At 70.7% G+C, this 21,888-nt stretch carries 23 protein-coding genes and 1 pseudogene; 10 read left to right on the top strand and 14 right to left on the bottom strand.

Annotated features, from left to right (window positions below; translation table 11 throughout):
- Positions 1–51: 51 nt before the first annotated feature.
- Positions 52–951: a 23S rRNA (adenine(2030)-N(6))-methyltransferase RlmJ gene (locus tag NS331_RS02290; RefSeq protein ID WP_058640398.1), complete on the bottom strand. Its 900-nt coding sequence runs from the start codon at positions 949–951 to the stop codon at positions 52–54.
- A 197-nt stretch (positions 952–1,148) separates the two neighbouring features.
- On the opposite strand from NS331_RS02290, the gene rplM reads away from it, so the two are divergent.
- From rplM to mdtD, 4 genes are all read left to right on the top strand, one after another.
- A complete protein-coding gene (gene rplM / locus NS331_RS02285) occupies positions 1,149–1,577 on the top strand; it encodes a 50S ribosomal protein L13 (protein ID WP_058640397.1) in 429 nt (142 codons plus the stop codon).
- 11 nt (positions 1,578–1,588) lie between these two features.
- Positions 1,589–1,981 (top strand): 30S ribosomal protein S9, encoded by a 393-nt coding sequence (gene rpsI, locus NS331_RS02280; RefSeq protein ID WP_058640396.1) that lies wholly within the window; start codon positions 1,589–1,591, stop codon positions 1,979–1,981.
- 226 nt (positions 1,982–2,207) lie between these two features.
- On the top strand, positions 2,208–2,582 hold the full coding sequence (gene erpA / locus NS331_RS02275) for an iron-sulfur cluster insertion protein ErpA (protein ID WP_058640395.1): 375 nt from the start codon (positions 2,208–2,210) through the stop codon (positions 2,580–2,582).
- Between the two features lie 102 nt (positions 2,583–2,684).
- Positions 2,685–4,103, top strand: a complete 1,419-nt coding sequence (mdtD, locus tag NS331_RS02270; RefSeq protein ID WP_058640456.1) for a multidrug transporter subunit MdtD — start codon at positions 2,685–2,687, stop codon at positions 4,101–4,103.
- 6 nt (positions 4,104–4,109) lie between these two features.
- On the opposite strand, the gene NS331_RS02265 is transcribed toward mdtD, so the two are convergent.
- Both NS331_RS02265 and NS331_RS02260 read right to left on the bottom strand, forming a co-directional pair.
- A complete protein-coding gene (locus tag NS331_RS02265; RefSeq protein WP_058640394.1) occupies positions 4,110–5,249 on the bottom strand; it encodes an anhydro-N-acetylmuramic acid kinase in 1,140 nt (379 codons plus the stop codon).
- A gap of 93 nt (positions 5,250–5,342) precedes the next feature.
- A complete protein-coding gene (locus tag NS331_RS02260; RefSeq protein WP_082702209.1) occupies positions 5,343–6,695 on the bottom strand; it encodes a M23 family metallopeptidase in 1,353 nt (450 codons plus the stop codon).
- A gap of 167 nt (positions 6,696–6,862) precedes the next feature.
- Between NS331_RS02260 and tyrS the strand changes: the two genes are divergently transcribed.
- Positions 6,863–8,098, top strand: a complete 1,236-nt coding sequence (tyrS, locus tag NS331_RS02255) for a tyrosine--tRNA ligase (RefSeq protein ID WP_058640392.1) — start codon at positions 6,863–6,865, stop codon at positions 8,096–8,098.
- Positions 8,099–8,145: 47 nt separating this feature from the next.
- Here tyrS and NS331_RS02250 read toward each other — a convergent pair whose 3' ends face one another.
- Together NS331_RS02250 and NS331_RS02245 are read right to left on the bottom strand one after the other, a co-directional pair.
- Positions 8,146–8,772: an OmpA family protein gene (locus tag NS331_RS02250; RefSeq protein ID WP_082702208.1), complete on the bottom strand. Its 627-nt coding sequence runs from the start codon at positions 8,770–8,772 to the stop codon at positions 8,146–8,148.
- Entirely contained in the window at positions 8,769–9,278 is a 510-nt protein-coding gene (locus NS331_RS02245; RefSeq protein ID WP_082702215.1) for a FecR family protein, read from the bottom strand. The genes NS331_RS02250 and NS331_RS02245 overlap by 4 nt, the downstream gene beginning before the upstream one ends.
- Before the next feature lie 93 nt (positions 9,279–9,371).
- Here NS331_RS02245 and NS331_RS02240 point away from each other — a divergent pair, with 93 nt between their 5' ends.
- Together NS331_RS02240 and dtd are read left to right on the top strand one after the other, a co-directional pair.
- On the top strand, positions 9,372–10,334 hold the full coding sequence (locus NS331_RS02240; RefSeq protein WP_058640391.1) for a cation diffusion facilitator family transporter: 963 nt from the start codon (positions 9,372–9,374) through the stop codon (positions 10,332–10,334).
- Complete coding sequence (gene dtd / locus NS331_RS02235; RefSeq protein WP_058640390.1) at positions 10,331–10,771, top strand: D-aminoacyl-tRNA deacylase; 441 nt, start codon at positions 10,331–10,333, stop codon at positions 10,769–10,771. Before NS331_RS02240 ends, dtd begins: the two co-directional genes overlap by 4 nt.
- A gap of 65 nt (positions 10,772–10,836) precedes the next feature.
- Here dtd and ybeY read toward each other — a convergent pair whose 3' ends face one another.
- The gene (gene ybeY / locus NS331_RS02230) at positions 10,837–11,298 is read right to left on the bottom strand and encodes an rRNA maturation RNase YbeY (RefSeq protein ID WP_058640389.1); all 462 of its coding nucleotides are present in this window, start codon (positions 11,296–11,298) and stop codon (positions 10,837–10,839) included.
- A complete protein-coding gene (locus tag NS331_RS02225) occupies positions 11,298–12,254 on the bottom strand; it encodes a PhoH family protein (protein WP_058640388.1) in 957 nt (318 codons plus the stop codon). The genes ybeY and NS331_RS02225 overlap by 1 nt, the downstream gene beginning before the upstream one ends.
- A gap of 48 nt (positions 12,255–12,302) precedes the next feature.
- Between NS331_RS02225 and ruvA the strand changes: the two genes are divergently transcribed.
- Positions 12,303–12,884: a Holliday junction branch migration protein RuvA gene (gene ruvA, locus NS331_RS02220; protein WP_017761470.1), complete on the top strand. Its 582-nt coding sequence runs from the start codon at positions 12,303–12,305 to the stop codon at positions 12,882–12,884.
- A gap of 21 nt (positions 12,885–12,905) precedes the next feature.
- On the opposite strand, the gene NS331_RS02215 is transcribed toward ruvA, so the two are convergent.
- The 6 genes from NS331_RS02215 to NS331_RS02190 all read right to left on the bottom strand — a co-directional run bounded on the left by NS331_RS02215 (position 12,906) and on the right by NS331_RS02190 (position 18,894).
- Positions 12,906–13,853 carry a phosphatidate cytidylyltransferase gene (locus NS331_RS02215; RefSeq protein WP_058640387.1) on the bottom strand — a complete coding sequence of 316 codons (948 nt, stop codon included), beginning with the start codon at positions 13,851–13,853 and terminating at the stop codon, positions 12,906–12,908.
- A complete protein-coding gene (locus NS331_RS02210) occupies positions 13,850–14,638 on the bottom strand; it encodes a lysophospholipid acyltransferase family protein (protein WP_082702207.1) in 789 nt (262 codons plus the stop codon). The genes NS331_RS02215 and NS331_RS02210 overlap by 4 nt, the downstream gene beginning before the upstream one ends.
- A complete protein-coding gene (locus NS331_RS02205; RefSeq protein WP_153012721.1) occupies positions 14,635–15,078 on the bottom strand; it encodes a hypothetical protein in 444 nt (147 codons plus the stop codon). The genes NS331_RS02210 and NS331_RS02205 overlap by 4 nt, the downstream gene beginning before the upstream one ends.
- Before the next feature lie 65 nt (positions 15,079–15,143).
- Complete coding sequence (locus NS331_RS02200) at positions 15,144–16,469, bottom strand: phosphatase PAP2/dual specificity phosphatase family protein (protein WP_058640385.1); 1,326 nt, start codon at positions 16,467–16,469, stop codon at positions 15,144–15,146.
- Entirely contained in the window at positions 16,466–18,229 is a 1,764-nt protein-coding gene (locus NS331_RS02195; protein WP_058640384.1) for a bifunctional alpha/beta hydrolase/class I SAM-dependent methyltransferase, read from the bottom strand. Before NS331_RS02195 ends, NS331_RS02200 begins: the two co-directional genes overlap by 4 nt.
- Positions 18,230–18,285: 56 nt before the next feature.
- The gene (locus NS331_RS02190) at positions 18,286–18,894 is read right to left on the bottom strand and encodes a CDP-alcohol phosphatidyltransferase family protein (protein ID WP_058640383.1); all 609 of its coding nucleotides are present in this window, start codon (positions 18,892–18,894) and stop codon (positions 18,286–18,288) included.
- 110 nt (positions 18,895–19,004) lie between these two features.
- Between NS331_RS02190 and ruvB the strand changes: the two genes are divergently transcribed.
- Both ruvB and dmeF read left to right on the top strand, forming a co-directional pair.
- Positions 19,005–20,069 (top strand): Holliday junction branch migration DNA helicase RuvB, encoded by a 1,065-nt coding sequence (gene ruvB, locus NS331_RS02185; protein WP_058640382.1) that lies wholly within the window; start codon positions 19,005–19,007, stop codon positions 20,067–20,069.
- A 36-nt stretch (positions 20,070–20,105) separates the two neighbouring features.
- Positions 20,106–21,083: a CDF family Co(II)/Ni(II) efflux transporter DmeF gene (gene dmeF, locus NS331_RS02180; protein WP_058640381.1), complete on the top strand. Its 978-nt coding sequence runs from the start codon at positions 20,106–20,108 to the stop codon at positions 21,081–21,083.
- Between the two features lie 603 nt (positions 21,084–21,686).
- Here the strand turns inward: dmeF and NS331_RS26535 are convergent.
- Positions 21,687–21,888: pseudogene (locus NS331_RS26535) on the bottom strand (hypothetical protein); the annotation flags it as partial.

Genomic DNA, 21,888 nt, shown 5'->3' with positions numbered 1-21,888 from the left:
GCCCGCAGCCGGCCATCGGCCCGGCCGAGGCAGCGCAGGGCGCAGCGACGCTCAGCCGCCGTGCTCGAGCGTGAAGGCCGCGTTGGCGTCCTGCGCCAGCATCTGCGCCATGCGGGCCAGCGAGGGCCGCAGGCGCGCCGCCAGCGTGTGGGGCGGATTGATCAGGAACATGCCGCTGGCCGGCAGCCCTGGGCGGCGCACCGTCTCGCCCGGCAGGGCCGTCGCCATGCGGCTGGACTTCACCGTCAGCGAGGCGCTCAGCCAGGGCTTGCCGGCCTTGGTCGCCAGCGTCTTGAGCCGGCGCGGCAGCTCGTGCGCTTCGGGCCGCGGAATGATCGGGTACCACACCGCGTACACGCCCGTGGCGAAGCGCTTGAGCGCGTCGCCCACGTAGGCGGCGGTGCGGGCGTAGTCGGTCTTGATCTCGTAGCTCGGGTCCGTCAGCACCAGGGCGCGGCGCGAGGGCGGCGGCAGGAACTTGGTCGCGCTGCCGAAGCCGTCCTCGCGCAGCACGGCGATGCGCCGCCCGGCGTCGAGCTGGGCCACATTGCCGTCCAGGGTCTTGGCATCGGTGGGATGCAGTTCGTAGAGCTTGAGCCGATCCTGCTCGCGCAGCAGGTGCTGGGCGACGAAGGGCGAGCCGGGGTACACGCGCAGCGCCTCGCCGCGGTTGAATTCGCGCACCAGCGCCAGGTAGCGGGCCAGGGCGTCGGGCAGCGGCTCCTTGGCGGTGGCGGCGGCCTCCGCCAGGCGCAGCACGCCCTCGGCGGCCTCGCCGCTGGTGCCGGCATAGTCGCCGTCCAGCCGGTACAGTCCCGCGCCGGCATGGGTGTCGACCACGGTCAGGGCCGTGTCCTTTTCCAGCAGGTGGTCGAGGACGGCGATCAGCACCGTGTGTTTGAGCACGTCGGCATGGTTGCCGGCATGAAAGGCGTGGCGGTAGCTGAACATGGGCCAATGCTAACCGCCGACGGGCGCATCTGGCGCCGGTGCGGCATCCGTGCCTATAATGGAAGGCTTCGCAGCGAATTCCCAGAGCCCCGCGGCGAAGCGCGGCCTGCCCGCGTTCACCACCTAAGAGCCTTCCTCCAGAGAAGGACCGACCGTGGAAAAGGGCTCCTTCCAAACCTCCTTTCCAAGGAAATCTCATGTCTACGTTCAGCGCCAAGCCCGCTGACGTGAAGCACGAGTGGTTTGTGATTGACGCAACCGATAAGGTTCTCGGACGGGTCGCCAGCGAAGTGGCCCTCCGTCTGCGCGGCAAGCACAAAGCCATCTACACGCCTCACGTCGACACCGGTGACTTCATCGTCATCGTCAACGCGTCCAAGCTCAAGGTCACCGGCACCAAGAGCATCGACAAGGTCTACTACCGTCACTCCGGCTTCCCGGGTGGCATCACCGCCACCAACTTCCGCGACATGCAGGCCAAGCACCCCGGCCGCGCGCTCGAGAAGGCCGTCAAGGGCATGCTGCCCAAGGGTCCTCTGGGCTACGCCATGATCAAGAAGCTGAAGGTCTACGGCGGCGCTGAGCATCCGCACAGCGCCCAGCAACCGCAGCCGCTGGAAATCTGAGGAGTCCCGAGATGATTGGTGATTGGAACAACGGCACCGGCCGTCGCAAGTCCAGCGTCGCCCGCGTGTTCCTCAAGAAGGGCAGCGGCAAGATCACGGTGAATGGCAAGCCGATCGAGCAGTTCTTCGGCCGCCAGACCTCGATCATGATCGCGAAGCAACCGCTCGCGCTGACCGAGAACCTGGAAACCTTCGACGTGCAGGTCAACGTGCACGGCGGCGGCGAATCCGGCCAGGCCGGCGCCACCCGCCACGGCATCACCCGTGCGCTGATCGACTACGACGCGACGCTGAAGCCGGTGCTGAGCCAGGCTGGCTTCGTCACCCGCGATGCGCGTGAAGTCGAGCGTAAGAAGGTCGGTCTGCACTCCGCACGCCGCCGCAAGCAGTTCTCGAAGCGCTGAGCCTGGCTGCTGCGGCCCTGCATGGCCGCGTTGCGAATCCTCGCCGGACGCCAGTCCGGCTCCGGTTCGCGCCTTGCCCTGCAGGCCCTCGCGACGCCAGTCTCAGCGCTTCGGGCGCTGGCTGGTGCCGCAAAAGAAAAACCGCCCTCGGGGCGGTTTTTCTTTGCCTGCGTTAGCATCCTTCCCTTGGCTGTGCCTGCCCGGCCGGCTCTCACGGAGATTTCCCATGACCGCAGTTGCCGAAACCACCGCGCCCGCCGTGCAGGCGATGCCCGAGCCGATCGTGTTCACCGATTCCGCTGCCGCCAAGGTGGCCGACCTGATCGCCGAGGAAGGCAATCCCGACCTGAAGCTGCGCGTCTTCGTGCAGGGCGGTGGCTGCTCCGGCTTCCAGTACGGCTTCACCTTCGACGAGGTGACCAACGAGGACGACACGACCATGACCAAGAACGGCGTGTCCCTGCTGATCGATGCCATGAGCTACCAGTACCTGGTCGGCGCCGAGATCGACTACAAGGAAGATCTGCAGGGCGCCCAGTTCGTGATCAAGAACCCCAACGCCACCACCACCTGCGGTTGCGGTTCTAGCTTCTCGACCTGATCCCCGCACCGTGCGAACAGCAACGCCTGCGTCGCACTGCCAAAGCCGCCTTCGGGCGGCTTTTTGTTTTCCCTGTTCCGGAGCCTGCCTTTGACCGATCCCATGCCCGACGCCTCGGCCGCCGCCACCGATGCCCGCCAGCGGGTGCTGCTGTGGCTGGTGGCCATCGGCTTCTTCATGCAGACGCTGGACGCCACGATCATCAACACCGCGCTGCCGTCGATGGCGCGGGCGCTGGGCGAGAGCCCGCTGCGCATGCAGTCGGTGGTGGTGTCCTATTCGCTGACCATGGCGATCCTGATCCCGGCCTCGGGCTGGCTGGCGGACCGCTTCGGCACCCGCCGCATGTTCATGCTGGCGATCGGGTTGTTCACCTTGGGCTCGCTGGCCTGCGCGGCCTCGCGGCACCTGGACGAGCTGGTGGCTGCGCGCATCCTGCAGGGCCTGGGCGGTGCGCTGCTGCTGCCGGTGGGTCGGCTGTCGGTGCTGCGCACCTTTCCGCGCGCGCAGTTCCTTCAGGCGATGAGCTTCGTCGCCATCCCCGGACTGATCGGTCCGCTGCTGGGGCCGACGCTGGGCGGCTGGCTGGTGGAATACGCCTCCTGGCACTGGGTGTTCCTCATCAACCTGCCGGTGGGCCTGATCGGCCTGCTGGCCACGCAGCGCTTCATGCCCGACGTGCGCGCCGATGCGCCCGGCCGTTTCGACCTGCTGGGCTACGTGCTGCTGGCCATCGGCATGGCGGGCCTGTCGATGGCCATCGAGGGCGGCGGCGAGCGCCTGGGCCATGCCGGCGCGCTGGTGCTGGCCATCTTCGGCTTCGCCGCCATCGTGGCCTACTGGCTGCATGCGGCGCGGCATCCGGCGCCGCTGTTCTCCACGCACCTGTTCCGGGTGCGCACGCTGTCGGTGGGGCTGCTGGGCAACCTGTTCTGCCGCCTGGGCAGCGGGGCAATGCCCTTCCTGATTCCGCTGTCGCTGCAGGTCTCGCTGGACTATTCGCCCATGCAGGCCGGCCTGATGATGCTGCCCACGGCGCTGGCCGGCATGGGCATGAAGCGCATCGCGGCGCAGCTGATCCTGCGCTGGGGCTACCGCCGCATCCTGGTGGGCAACACCTGCATCATCGGCCTGCTGATGATCAGCTTCGCGCTGGCCTCGCCGGGCGAGCCGGTATGGCTGCGGCTGGTGCAGTTCGCGCTGTTCGGCGCCTTCAACTCGCTGCAGTTCACGGCCATGAACACGCTCACGCTCAAGGACCTGGACGGCGCCAGCGCCAGCAGCGGCAACAGCCTGTTCTCGATGGTGCAGATGCTGGCGATGAGCATGGGCGTGGCCATGGCGGGGGCCGTGCTGTCGGGCTTCAGCAATGCCTTCGGCGCGCATGCGCTGCCGGCCTTCCAGGCCACCTTCGTCACCGTGGGGCTGGTGACCATCGCCTCGGCCTTCATCTTCTGGCAGGTGCCGCCGGAGGCGCGCTCGCCGCAGCTGGAAGAGCCGGACGTGGCCGGGCGGCACTAGGCGCCCTCAGGCGGGATACAGCGCTCCCAGCACGCGCAAGCCGTGCGCGCCGGTCACGGCCGGCAGGTTGCCGGGCGCGCCGTTCACCAGTTGCCGTGCCAGCCAGGCAAAGGCCGCGGCCTCCACCTGCTGCGGCGGCAGTCCGTGGTCGGCCGAGCTGTCGATGGCCACGCCGGGCAGATGCCGCGCCAGCCGGCGCAGCAGGTCGCCGTTGAAGGCGCCGCCGCCGCAGACGATCAGGCGCCGCGTGGCCGGCGCGTGCGTGCGCAGCGCCTCGGCGCTGCTGCGGGCGGTCAACTCGGCCAGCGTCGCCTGCACGTCGGCTGGGTCGGCGGCCCGGTCGGCGTCGTCGAGGCGCTGCGCCAGCCAGTCGGGATGGAACAGGTCGCGGCCGGTGCTCTTGGGAATGGGCTGGGCGAAATAGGGCTCGGCCAGCAGGCGCTGCAGCAGCGATGCGCGCGCCGTGCCGGTGGCGGCCCAGGCGCCGTCGGCGTCGAAGGGGTGGCCGCGGTGCAGCTGGCACCAGTGGTCGAGCAGGGCATTGGCCGGCCCGCAGTCGAAGCCGCGCACCGGCGTGCCGTCGCCCGGCAGCAGGCTCAGGTTGGCGATGCCGCCCAGGTTGAGCGCGGCACGCGCCTCGCCGGCCCGTCCGAAGACGGCCGCATGGAAGGCCGGCACCAGCGGCGCCCCCTGGCCGCCGGCGGCGACGTCGCGGCTGCGGAAGTCGGCCGCCACGGCGATGCCGGTCAGCTCGGCCAGCAGGGCCGGGTTGTTGAGCTGCATCGTGTAGCCCGTGCCGTCGAAGGCGCCGGGCCGATGACGCACGGTCTGGCCATGGGCGCCGATCGCGCGGATGGCGGCGGCGTCCAGCCCGGTGCGCGCCAGCAGTTGCGCCACCACGTCGGCGTAGACCCGGGTCAGGCCGTTCGCGGCCAGGGACGCGCGGTGCAATTCATCCACGCCGGCGGGCGTGTTGAGGGCCAGCAATTCGGCCCGCAGCGCCGGCGGAAATGCGGCACCGGCGTGGGCGCACACTGCGAGGCCGTCCGCGCCGAACTCCGCCACCACCCCATCCACGCCGTCGAGCGAGGTGCCCGACATCAGGCCGATGTAGCAGTCCGGGGCGGCGGGAGGCGTCGTGGTCATGGGCGGCTCGGGAATGAAAAAAGCGCCGGACGGGCCGGCGCTTGGGATGTTGCCAGGCCGCCGGCGGAGGCGCCGCGGCCGGACAGCGGTCGTTCAGTCGGCTCGCGCCTGCAGCGTCGCGCTGGCGGCGGCCAGCTCGGTGCGGGCGGCGCCCATCACCTTGGCGAAGGCGGCACGGGCGGAGGCGGGCACCGGCGTGCCGCCGTCCTGCTCGGCCAGCATGCGCTGCGGGTCGAAGTACTGGCCGTCGATGCGGAACTCGAAATGCAGGTGCGGGCCCGTGGCCCAGCCCGTGGAACCGACGGCACCGACCTTCTGGCCCTGGCTCACCGACTGGCCGGCCTTGACGTCGATGCGGCTCAGGTGCGCATAGGCGGTCTGCTGGCGGTTGCGGTGGTTGACGATGACGATGTTGCCGTAGCCGTTCTGCCAGCCGGCGAAGTCGACCGTGCCGTCGCCCACCGTGCGCACCGGCGTGCCGGGCGGGGCGGCGAAGTCGGTGCCGGTGTGCTGGCGCCAGCTGTTGAGGATGGGGTGCAGCCGCATCGCGAAGCCGCTGGACACGCGGGTGAATTCCACCGGCGAGGCCAGGTAGGCGCGGCGCAGGCTCTCGCCATTGAAGCGGTAGTAGCCGCCCTTCTGGCCGGGTGCCTCGAACCACAGGGCCTGGTGCACCTTGCCGCCGGTCTCGAACTCGGCGGCCAGCACGCGGCCGCTGCGCATGGCCTGGCCGTCGGCCTCCAGGCTTTCGTACTGCACGGCGAAGCGGTCGCCTTTGCGCAACTGGCGGAAGTCCACGTCGCCCGAGAAGATGTCGGCCAGCTGGCTGGCGATGGCATCGGGAATGCCGGCGGCGTCGGTGGCGGCGAACAGCGAACTCTGGATCGTGCCGCCGGCCACGCGCTGGTTGGTGTCCAGCGTCTCGGCCTCGTTGCGCACGGCAAAGCCGCTGCCGTCCGGCTCGACCGTCACGCGGCGGAAGCCGCCGTTGGCGTCGGGCACCCAGCGGGCGGACAGGCGGTGCAGCCGGCCGTCGTGGCCGATCTCGGCCGAGATGGTGCGGCCCACGCGGCTGAGCATGGCCAGCCGGGCGTCGCCGTTGCCGCGCACGAAGGCGGCGGCGGCGGGGTCACGCACACCCAGGCGGCCGAGCAGGGCGTCGGCCGTGTCGCTGGCGCGGGTGAATTCGGTGCGGAAGAGGGTGAAGCTGTAGCCGTCCAGGGCCTCGCTCTGGCTTTCGACCGACAGCGGGGTGACGGTTTCCAGCACCTGGCGGATCGGCAGATCCGCCGCATCGGGGCCCAGCGAGGCGACGGCGAAGGCGCCGCCGCCGGCGGTCATCAGCAGCGCGGCGACGGCGGCGGTGAGATGGCGGGGATGGGTCCGGATGACGAAGGCCAGGCGAGACGCAAAAGCTTCCTCGGCGGCCAGAATGCCGTTGATCAATGTCGACAACGTAGGAATCCAGGGCTCGGGTTCGGCGGCCGCCGGGTCGGGCTGTAGGTCTCAGGCCGACACAGGGCGGGGCGAAAAAGAGGCGCTGCGTAGAATGCAGAGCGCGAAACCCGGCGGAGTATAGCGGCGCAGTGTTGTTTCCGCCCCTCAAAATCCCAATGAATCCTCAGATCGATATTGGTCATTCCCTATCGGATGGTGTAAGACAAGCGCTCGACATCTCGCTGCGCGGCGCCGACGAACTGCTGCCTCAGGACGAGTGGGTGCGCAAGCTGCAACGGGCCGAATCCACCGGCCAGCCGCTGCGCATCAAGCTGGGCCTAGACCCCACGGCACCGGACATCCACATCGGCCACACGGTGGTGCTCAACAAGATGCGCCAGCTGCAGGACCTGGGCCACCAGGTGATCTTCCTGATCGGCGACTTCACCACGCTGATCGGCGATCCGTCGGGCCGCAACAGCACCCGCCCGCCGCTCACCCGCGAGCAGATCGAGGTCAACGCCCAGACCTACTACCGCCAGGCCAGCCTGGTGCTGGACCCGGCGCGCACCGAGATCCGCTACAACTCCGAATGGAGCGACCCGCTGGGCGCGCGCGGCATGATCCAGCTGGCGGCCAAGTACACCGTGGCGCGCATGATGGAGCGCGACGACTTCACCAAGCGCTTCAAGGCGGGCCAGTCGATCTCGGTGCACGAATTCCTGTATCCGCTGATGCAGGGCTACGACTCGGTGGCGCTCAAGAGCGACCTGGAGCTCGGCGGCACCGACCAGAAGTTCAACCTGCTGGTGGGCCGCCACCTGCAGCAGGAATACGGTCAGGAGCCGCAGTGCATCCTGACCATGCCGCTGCTCGAGGGCCTGGACGGCGTCGAGAAGATGTCGAAGAGCAAGAACAACTACATCGGCATCAGCGAGGCGCCGAACACCATGTTCGCCAAGGTGCTGTCGATTTCCGACGACCTGATGTGGAAGTGGTTCACCCTGCTGAGCTTCCGCTCGCTGCAGGAGATCGCTGCGCTCAAGGCCCAGGTGGACGCCGGGCGCAATCCCAAGGACGCGAAGGTGATGCTGGCCAAGGAGATCACGGCCCGCTTCCACAGCGCCCAGGCGGCCGATGCGGCCGAGCAGGACTTCGTCAACCGCAGCCGCGGCGGTGTGCCGGACGAGATTCCCGAGGTGCAGCTGGCGGGCGCGCCGCTGGGCATCGCCCACCTGCTCAAGCAGGCGGGGCTGGCGGCCTCCACCTCCGAGGGCAACCGCCTGATCGACGGCGGCGGCGTGCGGGTGGATTCAAGCGTGGTGAGCGACAAGGGCCTCAAGCTGGAGGCCGGCAGCTACGTGGTGCAGGTGGGCAAGCGCAAGTTCGCCCGCGTGGTGCTGGGCGCCTGAGCCGGGTTCTCCGGCCGGCCTTGCCGGTGGGGGCCTTCCCCCCGCCTTCAGCGCACCTCGACGACCACGCGCCGGTTGCGCGGCTCATCCACGTTGTCAGCGGTGGGCACGGCCAGTTCGCGCTCGCCCCGGCCGGCGGCCTCGATCCGGTTGGCCGCGAAGCCGCGCGCCACCAGCATGCGCTGCAGCAGTTGCGCGCGCGCCAGGGACAGCGCGTCGTTGGCCGCGGCGGCGCCGCGGGTGTCGGTGTGGCCGGTGATGACCACGTCCGAGCCCGGCTGGGCGGAAGCATCCGCCAGCAGCGCGTCCAGTTCACGCTGGGAAGCAGCGGCCAGCTGGGTGCCGCCGGCATCGAAGAACAGCACGTAGCGTCGGGACGCGGGCGGCCGCATGGCGAACAGCGCCGGGTTCTCGGCCTGCACCGTGGCGGCATCGGTGGCGCCCAGGCGCGGCGGCTGGTCGGTGGCGATCACCGAGGCCTGCGCGTAGGGCTTGTCCAGCCGCTGCTCGCCGCCCTGGGTGGCGACGACCACGGCCGACGGTGTGCCATCGGCCTGCGGCAGCAGCACCACGCGGGTGGAGGGCGGCGCCGCGCAGGCGGCCAGCAGCAAGGCCGCGAGCGGCACGGCCACGCGCAGCAGCGACGACGGCGTGAAGGGGCGGTGCAGCATCATGGGGCCTCCGTGGACACGATGAAGTCCGTCCCGCGGATGCCGATGGTGGCGGTCTGCGTCTGCACGCGCACCGCCTCCGGATGGCTCTTGCCCAGCAGGCCGGTGATCATGCGCAGCGAGCCGCTGAGCAGGCCGATCAGCATGCCGCCGTCCTGCGCCGTGCTCTCGAAACGGTAGTCGCGCACGTCCATGCGGGACCTGGGGCCGACCACCAGCGTGGTGCCGTCGCGCAGCACCAGGCCGGCCGAGCCGTCGTCGCCGGTCTGGACGCTGTCGCTGACCCGCAGGGCGCTGCCCGGCTGGGCGGGCTGGGCCTGGCCGGCGGCATCGACCAGCCGCACGGTGCCCTGCACCGTCTTGATGAAGCCGGCGTGCTGGGCCGCGGGCGCCGCGGCAGGCGGTGCGGCGGTCTGCGCCCGCAGCGGCGGCGCGACCGCCCACAGGACGCCGGCCAACAGCCAGCCGCAGGCGGCGGGGCCAGGCCGGGCAAAAAGTCGTGGTTGCATGAAGACGTTCATCCCTGGTTTCTTATGGCCGGGCATCATAGACAGGCTGCGCCGACCGGTGCCCCGAAGAAGCCAACCCCTGCTCCCCTTGCCATGAAAACCCTGTCCTTCGCGCCCGATTCTCCCTTGTGGGCGCCGCGCAACCTGCTGCGGCTGTCCATCGCGGTGGCCCTGCTGACCATCCTGCTCAAGAGCATCGCCGGCTACGTCACCCATTCGATGGGCCTGATCTCGGACGCGATGGAGTCCTTCGTCAACCTGGCGAGCGCCATCTTCGCGCTGAGCATGATCACGGTGGCGGCGCGGCCGGCGGACGACGACCATCCCTACGGCCACCACAAGGCCGAATATTTCTCCTCCGGTTTCGAGGGCGTGCTGATCGTCGGCGCGGCGCTGGCCATTGCGGGTGCAGCCGTGCACCGGCTGCTCAATCCCCAGCCGCTGGAGCAGCTGAGCTGGGGCCTGGTGCTGTCGGCGGTGAGTTCGGCCTTCAACGGCGGTCTGGCCTGGCTGCTGTTCCGCGCTGCCAAGCGGCACAACTCCATCGCGCTGGAGGCCGATGGCCGCCACCTGATGACCGACGTCTGGACCTCCGTGGCGGTGATCGTCGGCGTGGTGGCGGTGGGCTTCACCGGCTGGTTGTGGCTCGATCCGCTGCTGGCCATCGGCGTGGCGATCAACATCATCCGGGAGGGCGGCCAGCTGGTCTGGCGCTCGGCCCAGGGCCTGATGGACGAGGCGCTGGCGCCGGCCGACCAGGCGCTGCTGCAGTCGGTGCTCGACCGCATCGCCGCCGAGACGCCGGCCGACACCGAGCTGCGCTTCGACCACCTCGTCACCCGCCGTGCCGGCCGGCGTTGCTTTGCCGACCTGCACATGCACCTGCCGGGCGGCTGGACGCTGCGCCGCGCCGCGCTGATGCGCGACGACGTGGAGCGGGCGCTGATGGGCGTACTGCCCAACCTGCGGGTCACCATCCAGCTGCTGCCGCTCAAGTTCGAATCGCGCGCCGCCCTGGCGCAGGACCGCGACCCGGTCGGCCGGGTGCTGCCATGAAGGCGCTGCTGCAGCGGGTGCGCGAGGCCCGCGTCGAGATCGGCGGCGAGCTGGCCGGCGCCATCGGCCCGGGCCTGCTGGTGCTGGTGTGCGCCGAAGCCGGCGACACCGACGCGGTGGGCGAGCGCCTGCTGGCCAAGATCCTGAAGCTGCGCATCTTCGCGGACGAGGCCGGCAAGATGAACCGCAGCGTGCAGGACGTGGGCGGCGGGCTGCTGATCGTCAGCCAGTTCACGCTGGCGGCGGACGTGCGCGGCGGCAACCGGCCCAGCTTCACCGGGGCCGCGCCGCCGGACGAAGGGCGGCGGCTCTACGACGCCTTCGTGGCGCAGGCCCGCCGCCTGCATCCCGAGGTGGCCACGGGGCGCTTCGGGGCGGACATGCAGGTGCACCTGCTCAACGATGGGCCGGTGACGATTCCGATCGACATGCGCTGACGGCGCGGGCTCGCCGCCTGGCCTGGGGGGCCGTGCAGGCCGCGCGCGGTGAGGGACGGGGGCGGTCAGCGGCCACGGTACGGGTTGCGCACGCCGAGCCCCGCCAGGATCTCGATCTCGCGCGCTTCCATGGCCTCGGCGTCCTCGTCGCCGGTCTCGTGGTCCCAGCCCTGCGCATGCAGCGTGCCGTGCACCAGCAGGTGGGCATAGTGGGCGGCCAGGGTCACGCCCAGTTCCTTCGCCTCGCGCGCGACCACGGGCGCGCACAGCACCAGGTCGGCCATCACCATCGGCGACTGGGCGTAGTCGAAGGTGAGCACGTTGGTCGCGTAGTCCTTGCCGCGGAACTCGCGGTTGAGCTGCTGGCCTTCCTCGGCATCGACGATGCGCACGGTGATCTCGCCGGGCGCTTCCAGCGCATGGCGGATGCAGCGGGCCACGCGGTGGCGGGGCAGGGCGGCGCGGTGGCGCGCGAGCGCATCGATGCGGCCGAACTGCAGCGACAGGGACAGCGGCGGCATCGCCATCAGTCGGCCTTCGCGCTGCTGCTGCGCTTGCGGGCGGCGTCGTAGGCATCGACGATGCGCGCCACCAGCGGATGGCGCACCACGTCCCCGGTGTCGAAGCGGGTGAAGGCCAGGCCCTGCACGCGGCGCAGCACGCGCTCGGCCTCCACCAGCCCGCTGGTCTGGGTCTTGGGCAGGTCGATCTGGCTGATGTCGCCGGTCACCACGCACTTGCTGCCGAAGCCGATGCGGGTGAGGAACATCTTCATCTGCTCGGGCGTGGTGTTCTGCGCCTCGTCCAGGATGACGAAGGCGTTGTTGAGCGTGCGCCCGCGCATGAAGGCCAGCGGCGCGATCTCCAGCGCGTTGCGTTCGAAGGCCTTGGTGACCTTCTCGAAGCCCATCAGGTCGTAGAGCGCGTCGTAGAGCGGACGCAGGTAGGGGTCGACCTTCTGCGACAGGTCGCCGGGCAGGAAGCCCAGGCGCTCGCCGGCCTCCACCGCCGGGCGGGTGAGCACGATGCGCTGCACGCTGCTGCGCTCCAGCGCATCGACCGCGCAAGCCACCGCCAGGTAGGTCTTGCCGGTGCCGGCCGGGCCGATGCCGAAGGTGATGTCGTGGCTGGCGATGTTGTCCAGGTAGACGCTCTGGTTGGGCGTGCGGGCGCGCAGGTCGCCGCGGCGGGTGCTGAGCGTGAGGGCGCCGGCGGCGTCCTCGGCCATCTGGCCGTCGCCGGCCAGCGTGAGCTGCACCATGGCGGCGTCGAGGGGATGCCGGGCGATCTCGTAGAGGGCCTGCAGCACCTCCAGCGCGCGCTCGGCGCGGGCCTTGGGACCGTCGATCTTGAACAGCTCGTGGCGGTGGGCGATCTTGACCTCCAGCGCCTCCTCGATGCGGCGCAGGTGCGCGTCCATGGGGCCGCACAGGTGGGCCAGGCGGGTGTTGTTCGCGGGGGTGAAGCTGTGGCGGAGAATCACGCGGCTTTTTTCTCTGGCAGATGGAATCGAAGGATCGGCACGCAAGTCATGATAGGAAAACTCACCGGAACCCTGGCCGAACGCAACCCGCCGCAGATCGTCATCGACTGCGGCGGTGTGGGCTACGAGGTGGACGTGCCGATGAGCACCTTCTACAACCTGCCGCAGGTGGGGGCGAAGGTCTCGCTGCTCACGCATTTCATCGTGCGCGAGGATGCGCAGATTCTCTACGGCTTCGCGTCGGCGGAAGAACGTGCGGCCTTTAGACAGCTGATCAAGATCGCCGGCGTGGGGCCGCGCACGGCGCTGGGGATCCTGTCGGGCCTGAGCGTGGGCGAGCTGGTGCAGGCCATCGCACTGCAGGAGCCGGGCCGGCTGGTGAAGATTCCCGGCATCGGCAAGAAGACCGCCGAGCGGCTGCTGCTGGAACTCAAGGGCAAGCTGGGCGACGCGGTGGGCACCGCCGGCGCCGCGGCCCAGCCCGCCAGCGACGCCCAGGCCGACATCCTGCAGGCCCTGCTGGCGCTGGGCTACAACGACAAGGAGGGCGCCGCCGCGCTCAAGGCCCTGCCCAAGGACGTGGGCGTGAGCGAGGGCATCAAGATGGCGTTGAAGGCGCTGGCGAAGTAGTCGCCTCAGCGCCGGGGTGGGTCACGGAACCCACCAGTAGTGGAGGGCGTGGAAGTACATCGGTGCAGCAAAGATCACGGAGTCCAGCCGGTCCAGCATGCCGCCGTGGCCCTCGATCATGGTGCCCCAGTCCTTCACCCCGCGGTCGCGCTTGATGGCCGACATCACCAGCCCGCCGAAGAAGCCCATCACGCAGATCATGAGGGCCATGAGCGCGGCCTGCCAGGGCGTGAAGGGCGTGGCCCACCACAGCGCCGCGCCCAGCAGCGTGGCGCTGGCCACGCCGCCGACGAGCCCTTCCCAGGTCTTGGAGGGCGACAGCTCCGGCGCCACCTTGCGCCGCCCCAGCAGCTTGCCCCAGACGTACTGCAGCACGTCGCTGCCCTGCACCACGATCACCAGGAAGGCGATCAGCAGCAGGTTGCGGTCCTCGAAGCCCGGGATGTGGAGCGTCAGCAGCGCCGGCACGTGGCTGATGCAGAACACGCAGACCATCAGCCCCCACTGCACCTTGGACGTGCGCTCCAGGAAGCGCTGCGTGTCGCCGCCCAGCGCCGACAGGATGGGCAGGATCAGGAACACCTCCACCGGGATGAAGATGGCGAACATGCCGTACCACTCGATCCATACCAGGAAGTACTGCACCGGCAGTGCCACGTAGAAGGCGGCCGCCATGGCCAGGTGGTCGCCGCGGCGGGTGTAGGTGAGGCTCAGGAACTCGCGCAGCGCATAGAACGAGACCAGGTAGAACAGCACGATCACGCCCAGCTTGCCGAAGGCGAAGGCGATGCCGATCACGGCCACCATCACCCACCAGGCGTTGACCCGGGCGTTGAGGTTGTCGATGACGGCATGCGGCCCGCCATGGGCCACGCGCCACTTGAGCAGCGCGCCGATGGCCGAGGCGAGCACCAGCACGCCGGCCACGCCGCCGAAGAGCATCAGGGTGGTGTGGGTGGTGGGGTTCATGGAGCGTCGACCTGCTTCGGTTGGCCGGACTGGGACGCGGCGGGCGGGGAGGGAATGGGCGCTGCGGCAGGCGGCGCCGTGGACGCGTCTTCTGCCTTGTCGTGATCGGGCCGCAGGTCCAGCATCGCCTGCTGGGCGCGGGCGAGGAACGATGCCTTGTCCTCGCCCTCGGCCAGCACCACCGGCGCGCCGTAGCGCACCGAGCAGGCCAGCGGCACCGGCACCAGCTGGCCCTTGGGCAGCACGCGCCGGAGGTTCTCGATCCACACCGGCACCAGGCGCACCTGCGGGCAGGCGCGGGCGAGGTGGAACAGGCCACTCTTGAGGGGCAGCATGACTGCATCGCCGGTGTTGCGCGTGCCTTCCGGGAACATGATGAGCGAGTCGCCGGCCTGCAGCGCCTGCACCATCTGTTCGACCGGGTTGGCGCTCGGCGCGCCAGTGGCGCCGCTGCCGTCGCGGCGGATCATCAGCGCATTGAACACGTCCCGGCCGATGAAGCGCCGTGCGCGCGAGGCGAGCCAGTAGTCCTGCCCGGCCACGGGCCGGGTGCAGGCGCGCAGGTCGGGCGGCAGCGTGGCCCACACCAGCACGAAGTCGCCGTGGCTGGAATGGTTGGCGAAGTAGAGCGTGGTCTCGGCCAGCGGCGTGGTGCCGCTCCAGATGGCGCGCACGCCGGTCAGCAGGCGCGCACCGCCCACGATCAGGCGGGCCGACACGAAGGCGGCGGCCCGCCGCAGCAGCACGCGCGGCGGCGGAGTGTCGGCGTCGAGAAGGTCGTTCATGCGGGAGGATGAAGAAGGAAGCCGGCCGCGAGGGCGGCCGTGAGGAACAGGGTCTGGAGCAGGACGGTGGCGAGATGGCGGCGCAGCAGCGCGCGAGTGCCGCGCAGGCGCTCATGGAGGCTGCGCGGCGCGGTCGTGGACATGGACGTGGACGTGGCGGGGCGCAGGCCCAGCCAGGCAAGGCCGTCGTCCAGCGCCGGAAGGCCCGCCAGCCGGCCCGTGGCGAGCGCGTGAAACAAGGCTTCGTCCAGCCGCAGGCGGAAGGCGAGGTAGCGCTCGGCCAGGCCGAGCAGGCCGGCGGCGACCAGGAAGAGGGCGGCCGCGTCCGCCATCGGTGGTACCAGACCGAAGGCTGCCGCGAGCAGTCCGCTCGCCGCCAGGGCAGAAGACATCACGCCCCAGGCGCCGACGGCGCGGTGGGCGCCGAGCAGGGCGGCCAATGCCGCGCAACGGCTGCGCGCGGTGGCGTCGTCGTCCGCCTCTGGCGCCGACACGGGGCCGCCCCTCACGCCGGGCCCTCCGGCTGCCGGCCTGCCTGCGTGCGGGCCAGCAGGGTGCGCCAGCGCTCGCGCAGCACGATCTGCGGCCGTGCACGCCGCACGGCTGCCTCGGCGGTGCCGAGGTCGGCGGCCGAGCCGTGCCGCAGCAGCCACCCCACCACCGTTGCGGCGCTGCGCGAAAAGCCAAGCGCGCAACAGACCCACACGGGCCCCGCGCGCCGCTGGCCTTCCAGCACGGCGACGGCGCGCCGCAGTTGCGCGGCCGAGGGCGTCACCAGGTCCAGCATCGGCACGCAGCGCGCCTGCGGCACCGGCGGCAACTGCAGCTCGGCGCACAGGCTCAGCAGCCGCGGCCGGCCGGCGGCCTGCCATTCGGCATGGCCGGGCATGCGGCCCAGCCGCAGCCCGGGCGCGATCTCGGCACTGGCGGGCAGCCGGCGCGTCCAGGCCCAGGCGTTGAGCGCGGCGGCGGCGCGGTAGGGGCCGAAGAGCCAGCGCGCCGTCCAGTGCATGCGGCCCTGGCCATCCATGCGGAAGCCGCGCGCGCCCAGGCCGGCATAGTTCAAGGCGACGAGCGCGAGCGACACCGCAGGCCAGGCCAGCCAGAGCAGCCAGCCGCCCGCCCACAGGCCCAGCCCCAGGCACAGCAGCGCGCCTGCGGCGTAGGCGCTGGCCAGCGTCCAGCGCCCGGCATCCCGCGCCAGCCGCCAGGCGCGCGGCAGCGCCACCTGCCGCTCCAGCGGCCACAGCCACACGCACAGCACGCCCAGCAGCGCACCGGTCGGGATGTCGATGAAGTGGTGCTGGTAAGTGGTCAGCACCGAGGCGCAGATCAAGAGCGTCCACCCGTGCAGCACGCCGCGCGCCCAGCGCGTTCGGATCAGCTGCCGGTACCAGTCCCACAGGATCACGGCCAGCGCGATGTGCAGCGAGGGCGCCTGGTTGAAGGGCTTGTCGAAGCCGCGCAGCGCCTCGAACAGGAAGGCTGGCGCGCCCGCCACCGCCGGCTGCCCGAAGCTGAAGGCAAGCGGCCACAGCACGAAGCAGCCGACGGCCACCACTTGCGCGGTCAGCAGCCGCGCCGCATGCCGGTCCACCCGATGCCGCGTCCGGCCCAGGAACAGCGACAGCGCGTAGAAGGCGTTGATCGACCAGTAGGGAAAGATGGTCCAGGCCCAGAAGGGCATGCCCCGCTCCCAGTCGAACACCACCGACGGCACCTGCGCCCGCGTGCCGGCCCACCAGTTGGCGAGGCCATAGCTCAGGTAGAAGAAGGGCCCCAGCAGGGCCAGCCAGGCGAGGGCGCGCTTCCAGGGGCGCTCGTTCGTCATGCCTTCTGCGCGAGCGAGACGGTAAAGATGCCCCAACGGTCCACGCGCTGGGCGATCTTGCGGAAGCCCGCGGCCTGCACCAGCTGGTCCATCTCGGCCTGCGTGCGGCGGCGCATCACCCAGGCCTGGCCCTGCCGGTGACTGGTCAGTGCCCGCGCGATCATTTCCAGTTGCGGATGCCAGGGCTGGCCGGTGTAGACCAAGTAGCCGCCGGGCTCGACCGCATTGGCCACGCCGTCCAGCGAGCGGGCGACCATCTCGTTGTCCGGGAACAGCTCGTACAGCCCGGACACCACCGCCAGCGTCGGCCGCGGCATGACGGCGGCTAGGCTCGCGCGGTCGAAGGCGTCGGCCTGCACGAAGCGCGCTGTGTCCTGCAGGCCGCGCTCGGCGATCAGGCGCTGGCCGTCGCGCACGTTGATGTCGCTGTAGTCGCGCAGCAGGATCGAGGCCGGCGCCACCGCGCTGCCCGCCACGGCGTCGAGCACGTAGCGACCGTGGCCGGCGGCGATGTCCATCAGCCGCACTTCGCGGCCATCGGTGGCCAGGCGGGCCATGGCCTCGCGCAGCAGTTCTTCCACGTGCAGCTTGCGCTGGCGGATGCCGCGCCAGCCGATGGAATCGAGGTAGGTCTTGTCGATCAGCCGGCCGATGACCGGTGCGCCGGCGGGCGCGTTGCGGTAGACGTAGTCGAGCGTGCTGCCGGAGTCGAAGCCGGTGGCATGGCCGAGTGCGATGCCCTTCGACAGTCGGCCACCCAGCCGCAGCCCGGCGCGCGTTGCGGCCCAGTACAGGCCGCGCGGCGACAGCGCCGGCAGCGGCGCGGCGAGTGCGCGGGCCTCGTCGGCGGTGAAGCCCTGGCGGTCGGCGCCGCGCAGGTCGACCGGTTCCGGCGGCGCATCGAACAGCCGCAGCACGAAGCCGCGCACCGCGGCCACCGCGCCGGCCCGGTCCCGCTCGCCCAGCGTGTCGTGGAAGAAGCCGGGCAGCTCCAGCTTCTCCTTGACTCGGCTGCCCAGCCGCTCGAAGAAGCGGTGCTGCGGCCCGTGGTGCACCACCCAGTCGGCGCCCGAGATCAGCAACTGCGTCGGCAGCACGATGGCCTGGGCGTCGTCCACCACGCGCTCGGCGGCCTCGTACAGGTCGAGCAGGATGTTGACCGCGATGGGCCGGGTGATCAGCGGATCGGCCTGGTAGCTGGCGATGCGCGCCGGATCGTGCGTGAGGAACTTGGGCTTGACGTAGCTGTTGACGAAGAACAGCCCGCGCAGCTTGTGCATGAGTGCAAGGCCCGGCCGCGCGAAGGGCACGTAGAGCTTGACCTTGAAGGCCGGCGAGGCGAGCGTGAGGCCGCGCACCTTGGGGGCGTAGTCGTGCGCCCAGGTGGCGATCAGCACCGCGCCCACGCTCTGGGCCACGACGTGCATGTCCTGCTCCGCCACGCCGTGCTGCGCGGCGATGTGCTCGACGAAGGTCTGCACGTCGCGCACCGAATGCGCGAAGCTGGGGCTGTGGCCGCGCTGGCCCGGCGAGCGGCCGTGGCCACGGGCGTCCCAGGCGAAGAAGTCGAAGTCGGGCAGGTCCAGCTCGTCCACCAGGTGCGCCATGCGGGCGCCGTGCTCGTGGCCGCGGTGGAACAGCAGCACCGCGCCGCGGCGCGCGCCGCCGGTGGCCGGCCAGTGGCGGTAGAAGAGCGATTCGCCGTCGTGGGTGCGGAAGTGGTGTTCCCCGGCGATGCGTGGCGTGCTGGTTGTCGTCATGTGTGAACCCTCCCCAGGGTCGTCGTTGTGGAATTTTGATGGCGGGTCATGGCGTGTCATCGTGCGCCGACTTCTGCCAGGGCGCCGCGCACGCGGCGCACCATGGTCCAGCACACCGCCAGCGCCAGCAGCGGCATCAGCCAGGCGGCCGCCGGCGGCAGCGGCCAGCCCAGCGCCACATAGAGGCCCAGCGCGCCGAACACGAAGGCCCGGTCGCTCTTGCCCAGCGGCCCGTCGTAGCGCCGGCTGGCGCCCACCGTGGGCCCCAGCGCGCCCGCGAATTCGGACAGCCCGGCCAGCACGATGACCCCGCCCACCCAGAAACCGGAGAAGGGCGCCACCAGTGCGAACGGCAGGTACAGCACCGCGTCGGACACCACGTCCGTCAGCTCGTTGAGAAAGGCGCCCAGGGCACTCTTCTGGCCGTGCTCGCGCGCCAGCATGCCGTCCACCGCATTGAAGGCCATGCGCAGCAGCATCCACAGCGGCACCAGCGCGAAGGCCACCCGGCCCGGCGCGGCCCAGAACAGCCACAGCCCGAGCAGCACGGACACCCCGCATGCCGCCAGCGTGACCTGGTTGGCCGTGATCCCGGCCCCGGCGAGTCGATGGACCAGGGGGCGGAGCAGGGCCTGGAAGCGGGGCTTGAGCTGGTAGATGGACAAGGTGGTCGGCGCAGATGGAAGGGTGGTCGCCGATTCTGCCGCCTGAATGCCGGCTGAACGCGTCCCGCCGGTGGCACCGCCGCCTACAATCTCACGCTTCCGCCCGCGACATGTCCATCCACACCGACGACTTCGCCCCGGTACCGCCGCGCGTGGTGTCCGCGGCCCCCGCCTCGCCCAACGAAGAGGCCATCGAACGCGCCCTGCGGCCTAAGCTGCTGCAGGAATACGTGGGCCAGGCCAAGGTGCGCGAGCAGCTCGAGATCTTCATCGGCGCCGCCCGCAAGCGGCGCGAGGCGCTCGACCACGTGCTGCTCTTCGGCCCGCCCGGCCTGGGCAAGACCACGCTGTCGCACATCGTCGCGGCCGAGCTGGGCGTCAACCTGCGCCAGACCAGCGGCCCGGTGCTCGAGAAGCCCAAGGACCTGGCCGCGCTGCTGACCAACCTCGAGCCCAACGACGTGCTCTTCATCGACGAGATCCACCGGCTCTCGCCGGTCGTCGAGGAAATCCTGTATCCCGCGCTCGAGGACTACCAGATCGACATCATGATCGGCGAGGGGCCGGCGGCGCGCAGCATCAAGCTCGACCTGCAGCCCTTCACGCTGGTGGGTGCCACCACGCGCGCCGGCATGCTGACCAACCCGCTGCGCGACCGCTTCGGCATCGTGGCGCGGCTGGAGTTCTACACGGCCGAGGAGCTCACGCTCATCGTCACCCGCAGCGCCGGCCTGCTCAACGCGCCCATCGAGCCCGACGGCGCCTACGAGATCGCCCGCCGCTCGCGCGGCACGCCCCGCATCGCCAACCGGCTGCTGCGCCGCGTGCGCGACTATGCCGACGTGAAGGGCGACGGCCGCATCACCCGGCCCATCGCCCACAAGGCGCTGGCCATGCTCGACGTGGACCCGGAAGGCTTCGACCTGATGGACCGCAAGCTGCTGGAGGCGGTGATCCACCGCTTCGACGGCGGACCGGTGGGCCTGGACAACATCGCCGCCAGCATCGGCGAGGAGTCCGGCACCATCGAGGACGTGATCGAGCCCTACCTGATCCAGCAGGGCTACCTGCAGCGCACGCCGCGCGGGCGCATCGCCACGCTGGCCGCCTACCGCCACCTCGGCGTGGCGGCGCCGAGCAGCCGCAGCGGTGAAGGGGACTTGTTCGGCGGCTAGGCGGGCAGTGCGGTGGCTGCCAGAATCGCCGCCGCCATGCACACCCACGACCTCAGCCCCTGGCAGCACAGCCACCAGTTCGACGCCGGCAATCCCGCCGCCGAGCGCAGCACCCGCTGGGTGCTCGCCATCACCGCCGCCGCGATGCTCATGGAGATCGCTGCCGGCTGGTGGTTCAACTCCATGGCGCTGCTGGCCGATGGCTGGCACATGAGCTCGCATGCGGTGGCCATCGGCGTCAGCGCCTTCGCCTACACGGCGGCGCGGCGCCTGGCGCGCGACCGGCGCTTCGCCTTCGGCACCTGGAAGATCGAGGTGCTGGGCGGCTTCGCCAGCGCGGTGTTCCTGCTGGCGGTGGCGGGGCTGATGGTCTTCGCCTCGGTGGAGCGGCTGTGGTCGCCCGAGCCGATCCACTACCGCGAGGCCGTGATGGTGGCCGCCCTGGGCCTGGCGGTGAACCTGCTGTGTGCCTGGCTGCTGGCGGGTGCGCACGGGCATGACCACGGACACGGCCACGGCCATGCGCACGACGGCCACGACCACGGCCATGGGCATGACCACGGGCATGGCCACCACCATGACCTGAACCTGCGCTCCGCCTACCTGCACGTGCTGGCCGATGCCGCCACCTCGGTGCTGGCCATCGCGGCGCTGCTGGGCGGCTGGTTCCTGGGCTGGGCCTGGCTGGACCCGGTGATGGGCGTGGTCGGTGCGGTGCTGGTGGCCAACTGGGCGCGCAGCCTGCTGCGCCAGACCAGCGCCGTGCTGCTGGACCGCGAGATGGACCATCCCGTGGCCGAGGAGATCCGCGAGGGCGTCGAGACGGGCCTGGCCGATTCGCACACCCGCGTGGTCGACCTGCACGTCTGGCGCGTGGGCCGCGAGGCCTATGCCTGCGCGGTGACGGTCGTCACACACTCGCCCACGCTGGATGCGGACGGCGTGCGGGCCTGCTTCTCGATGCACGAGGAGATCCGGCACTCCACGGTCGAGGTGCAGCGCTGCAGCGGCTGAAGCAGGTGCTGCCGGGCCGTGGTTGACGGTGGCGGTACGTTCTGACGTTCCCGGCTCTCGGTTCTTGTGTCGAGGGTTGAGGTGAGCATCGGGGCGCGGAAAGTTTCGGGGCGCTAACCGGCAGAGGACGCCGGCATGCGCTCTCCGGCACCGCGTCGCGCTCACCGGCTTGCCACACCAGACGGGTGCTCGCTCTCCACCGACGCGCTTTGGGCACTGCACGGCGCCGCGAATGGGGCGCCTCCGATCGCACGCCGGCATCCTCCGCCTCGACCGTGCGCTTGGACCGCCGAGTTCAGGGGCGCGGGTCTGTGGGCACGTCGGGGACATGGCAAGCTGCCACGGCGCGGCGGCGCAGGGCTTCGACAGGCTCAGCCCGAACGGTTCGGGGGCATCCGTTCCTGGCCGCCACGTACCCACCCACCCGTTTGCCCACCGACCACACGCCGACCCGTTCATCCGCCAACCCTTTCTCCGAAAGGCCACACACCGACCCGTTCATCCTCCAACCCGTTCACCCAGCGACCCGTTTGCCCAAGTACCCGTTTGGCCAAGTACGCGTTTGCCCGTCGACCCGTTCGCCCTGAGGTTCTATGGTTCTCGTCAAGCTTTGGCGGCCGCCAAGCGGGCATTGAACATCACGTGTCGCTTGAACAGCGAGAACGCCACGCGCATGAGCTTTCGGGCCAGCACCACCAGTGCAGCCGTCGTGCTCAGCCCCTTGTTGCGCTGCGTCTGGTAGAAGTCCTTCCACGTCTTCGTGCGCGCCGCCGACATCGCCGCGACGTACAGCAGGCGCCGACTC

Source organism: Pseudacidovorax intermedius, assembly GCF_001476815.1.
Taxonomy (GTDB): domain Bacteria; phylum Pseudomonadota; class Gammaproteobacteria; order Burkholderiales; family Burkholderiaceae_C; genus Xenophilus; species Xenophilus intermedius_A.
The sequence above is the reverse complement of the archived record's forward strand: the minus strand, read 5'-3'. Positions and strand labels throughout refer to the sequence as shown.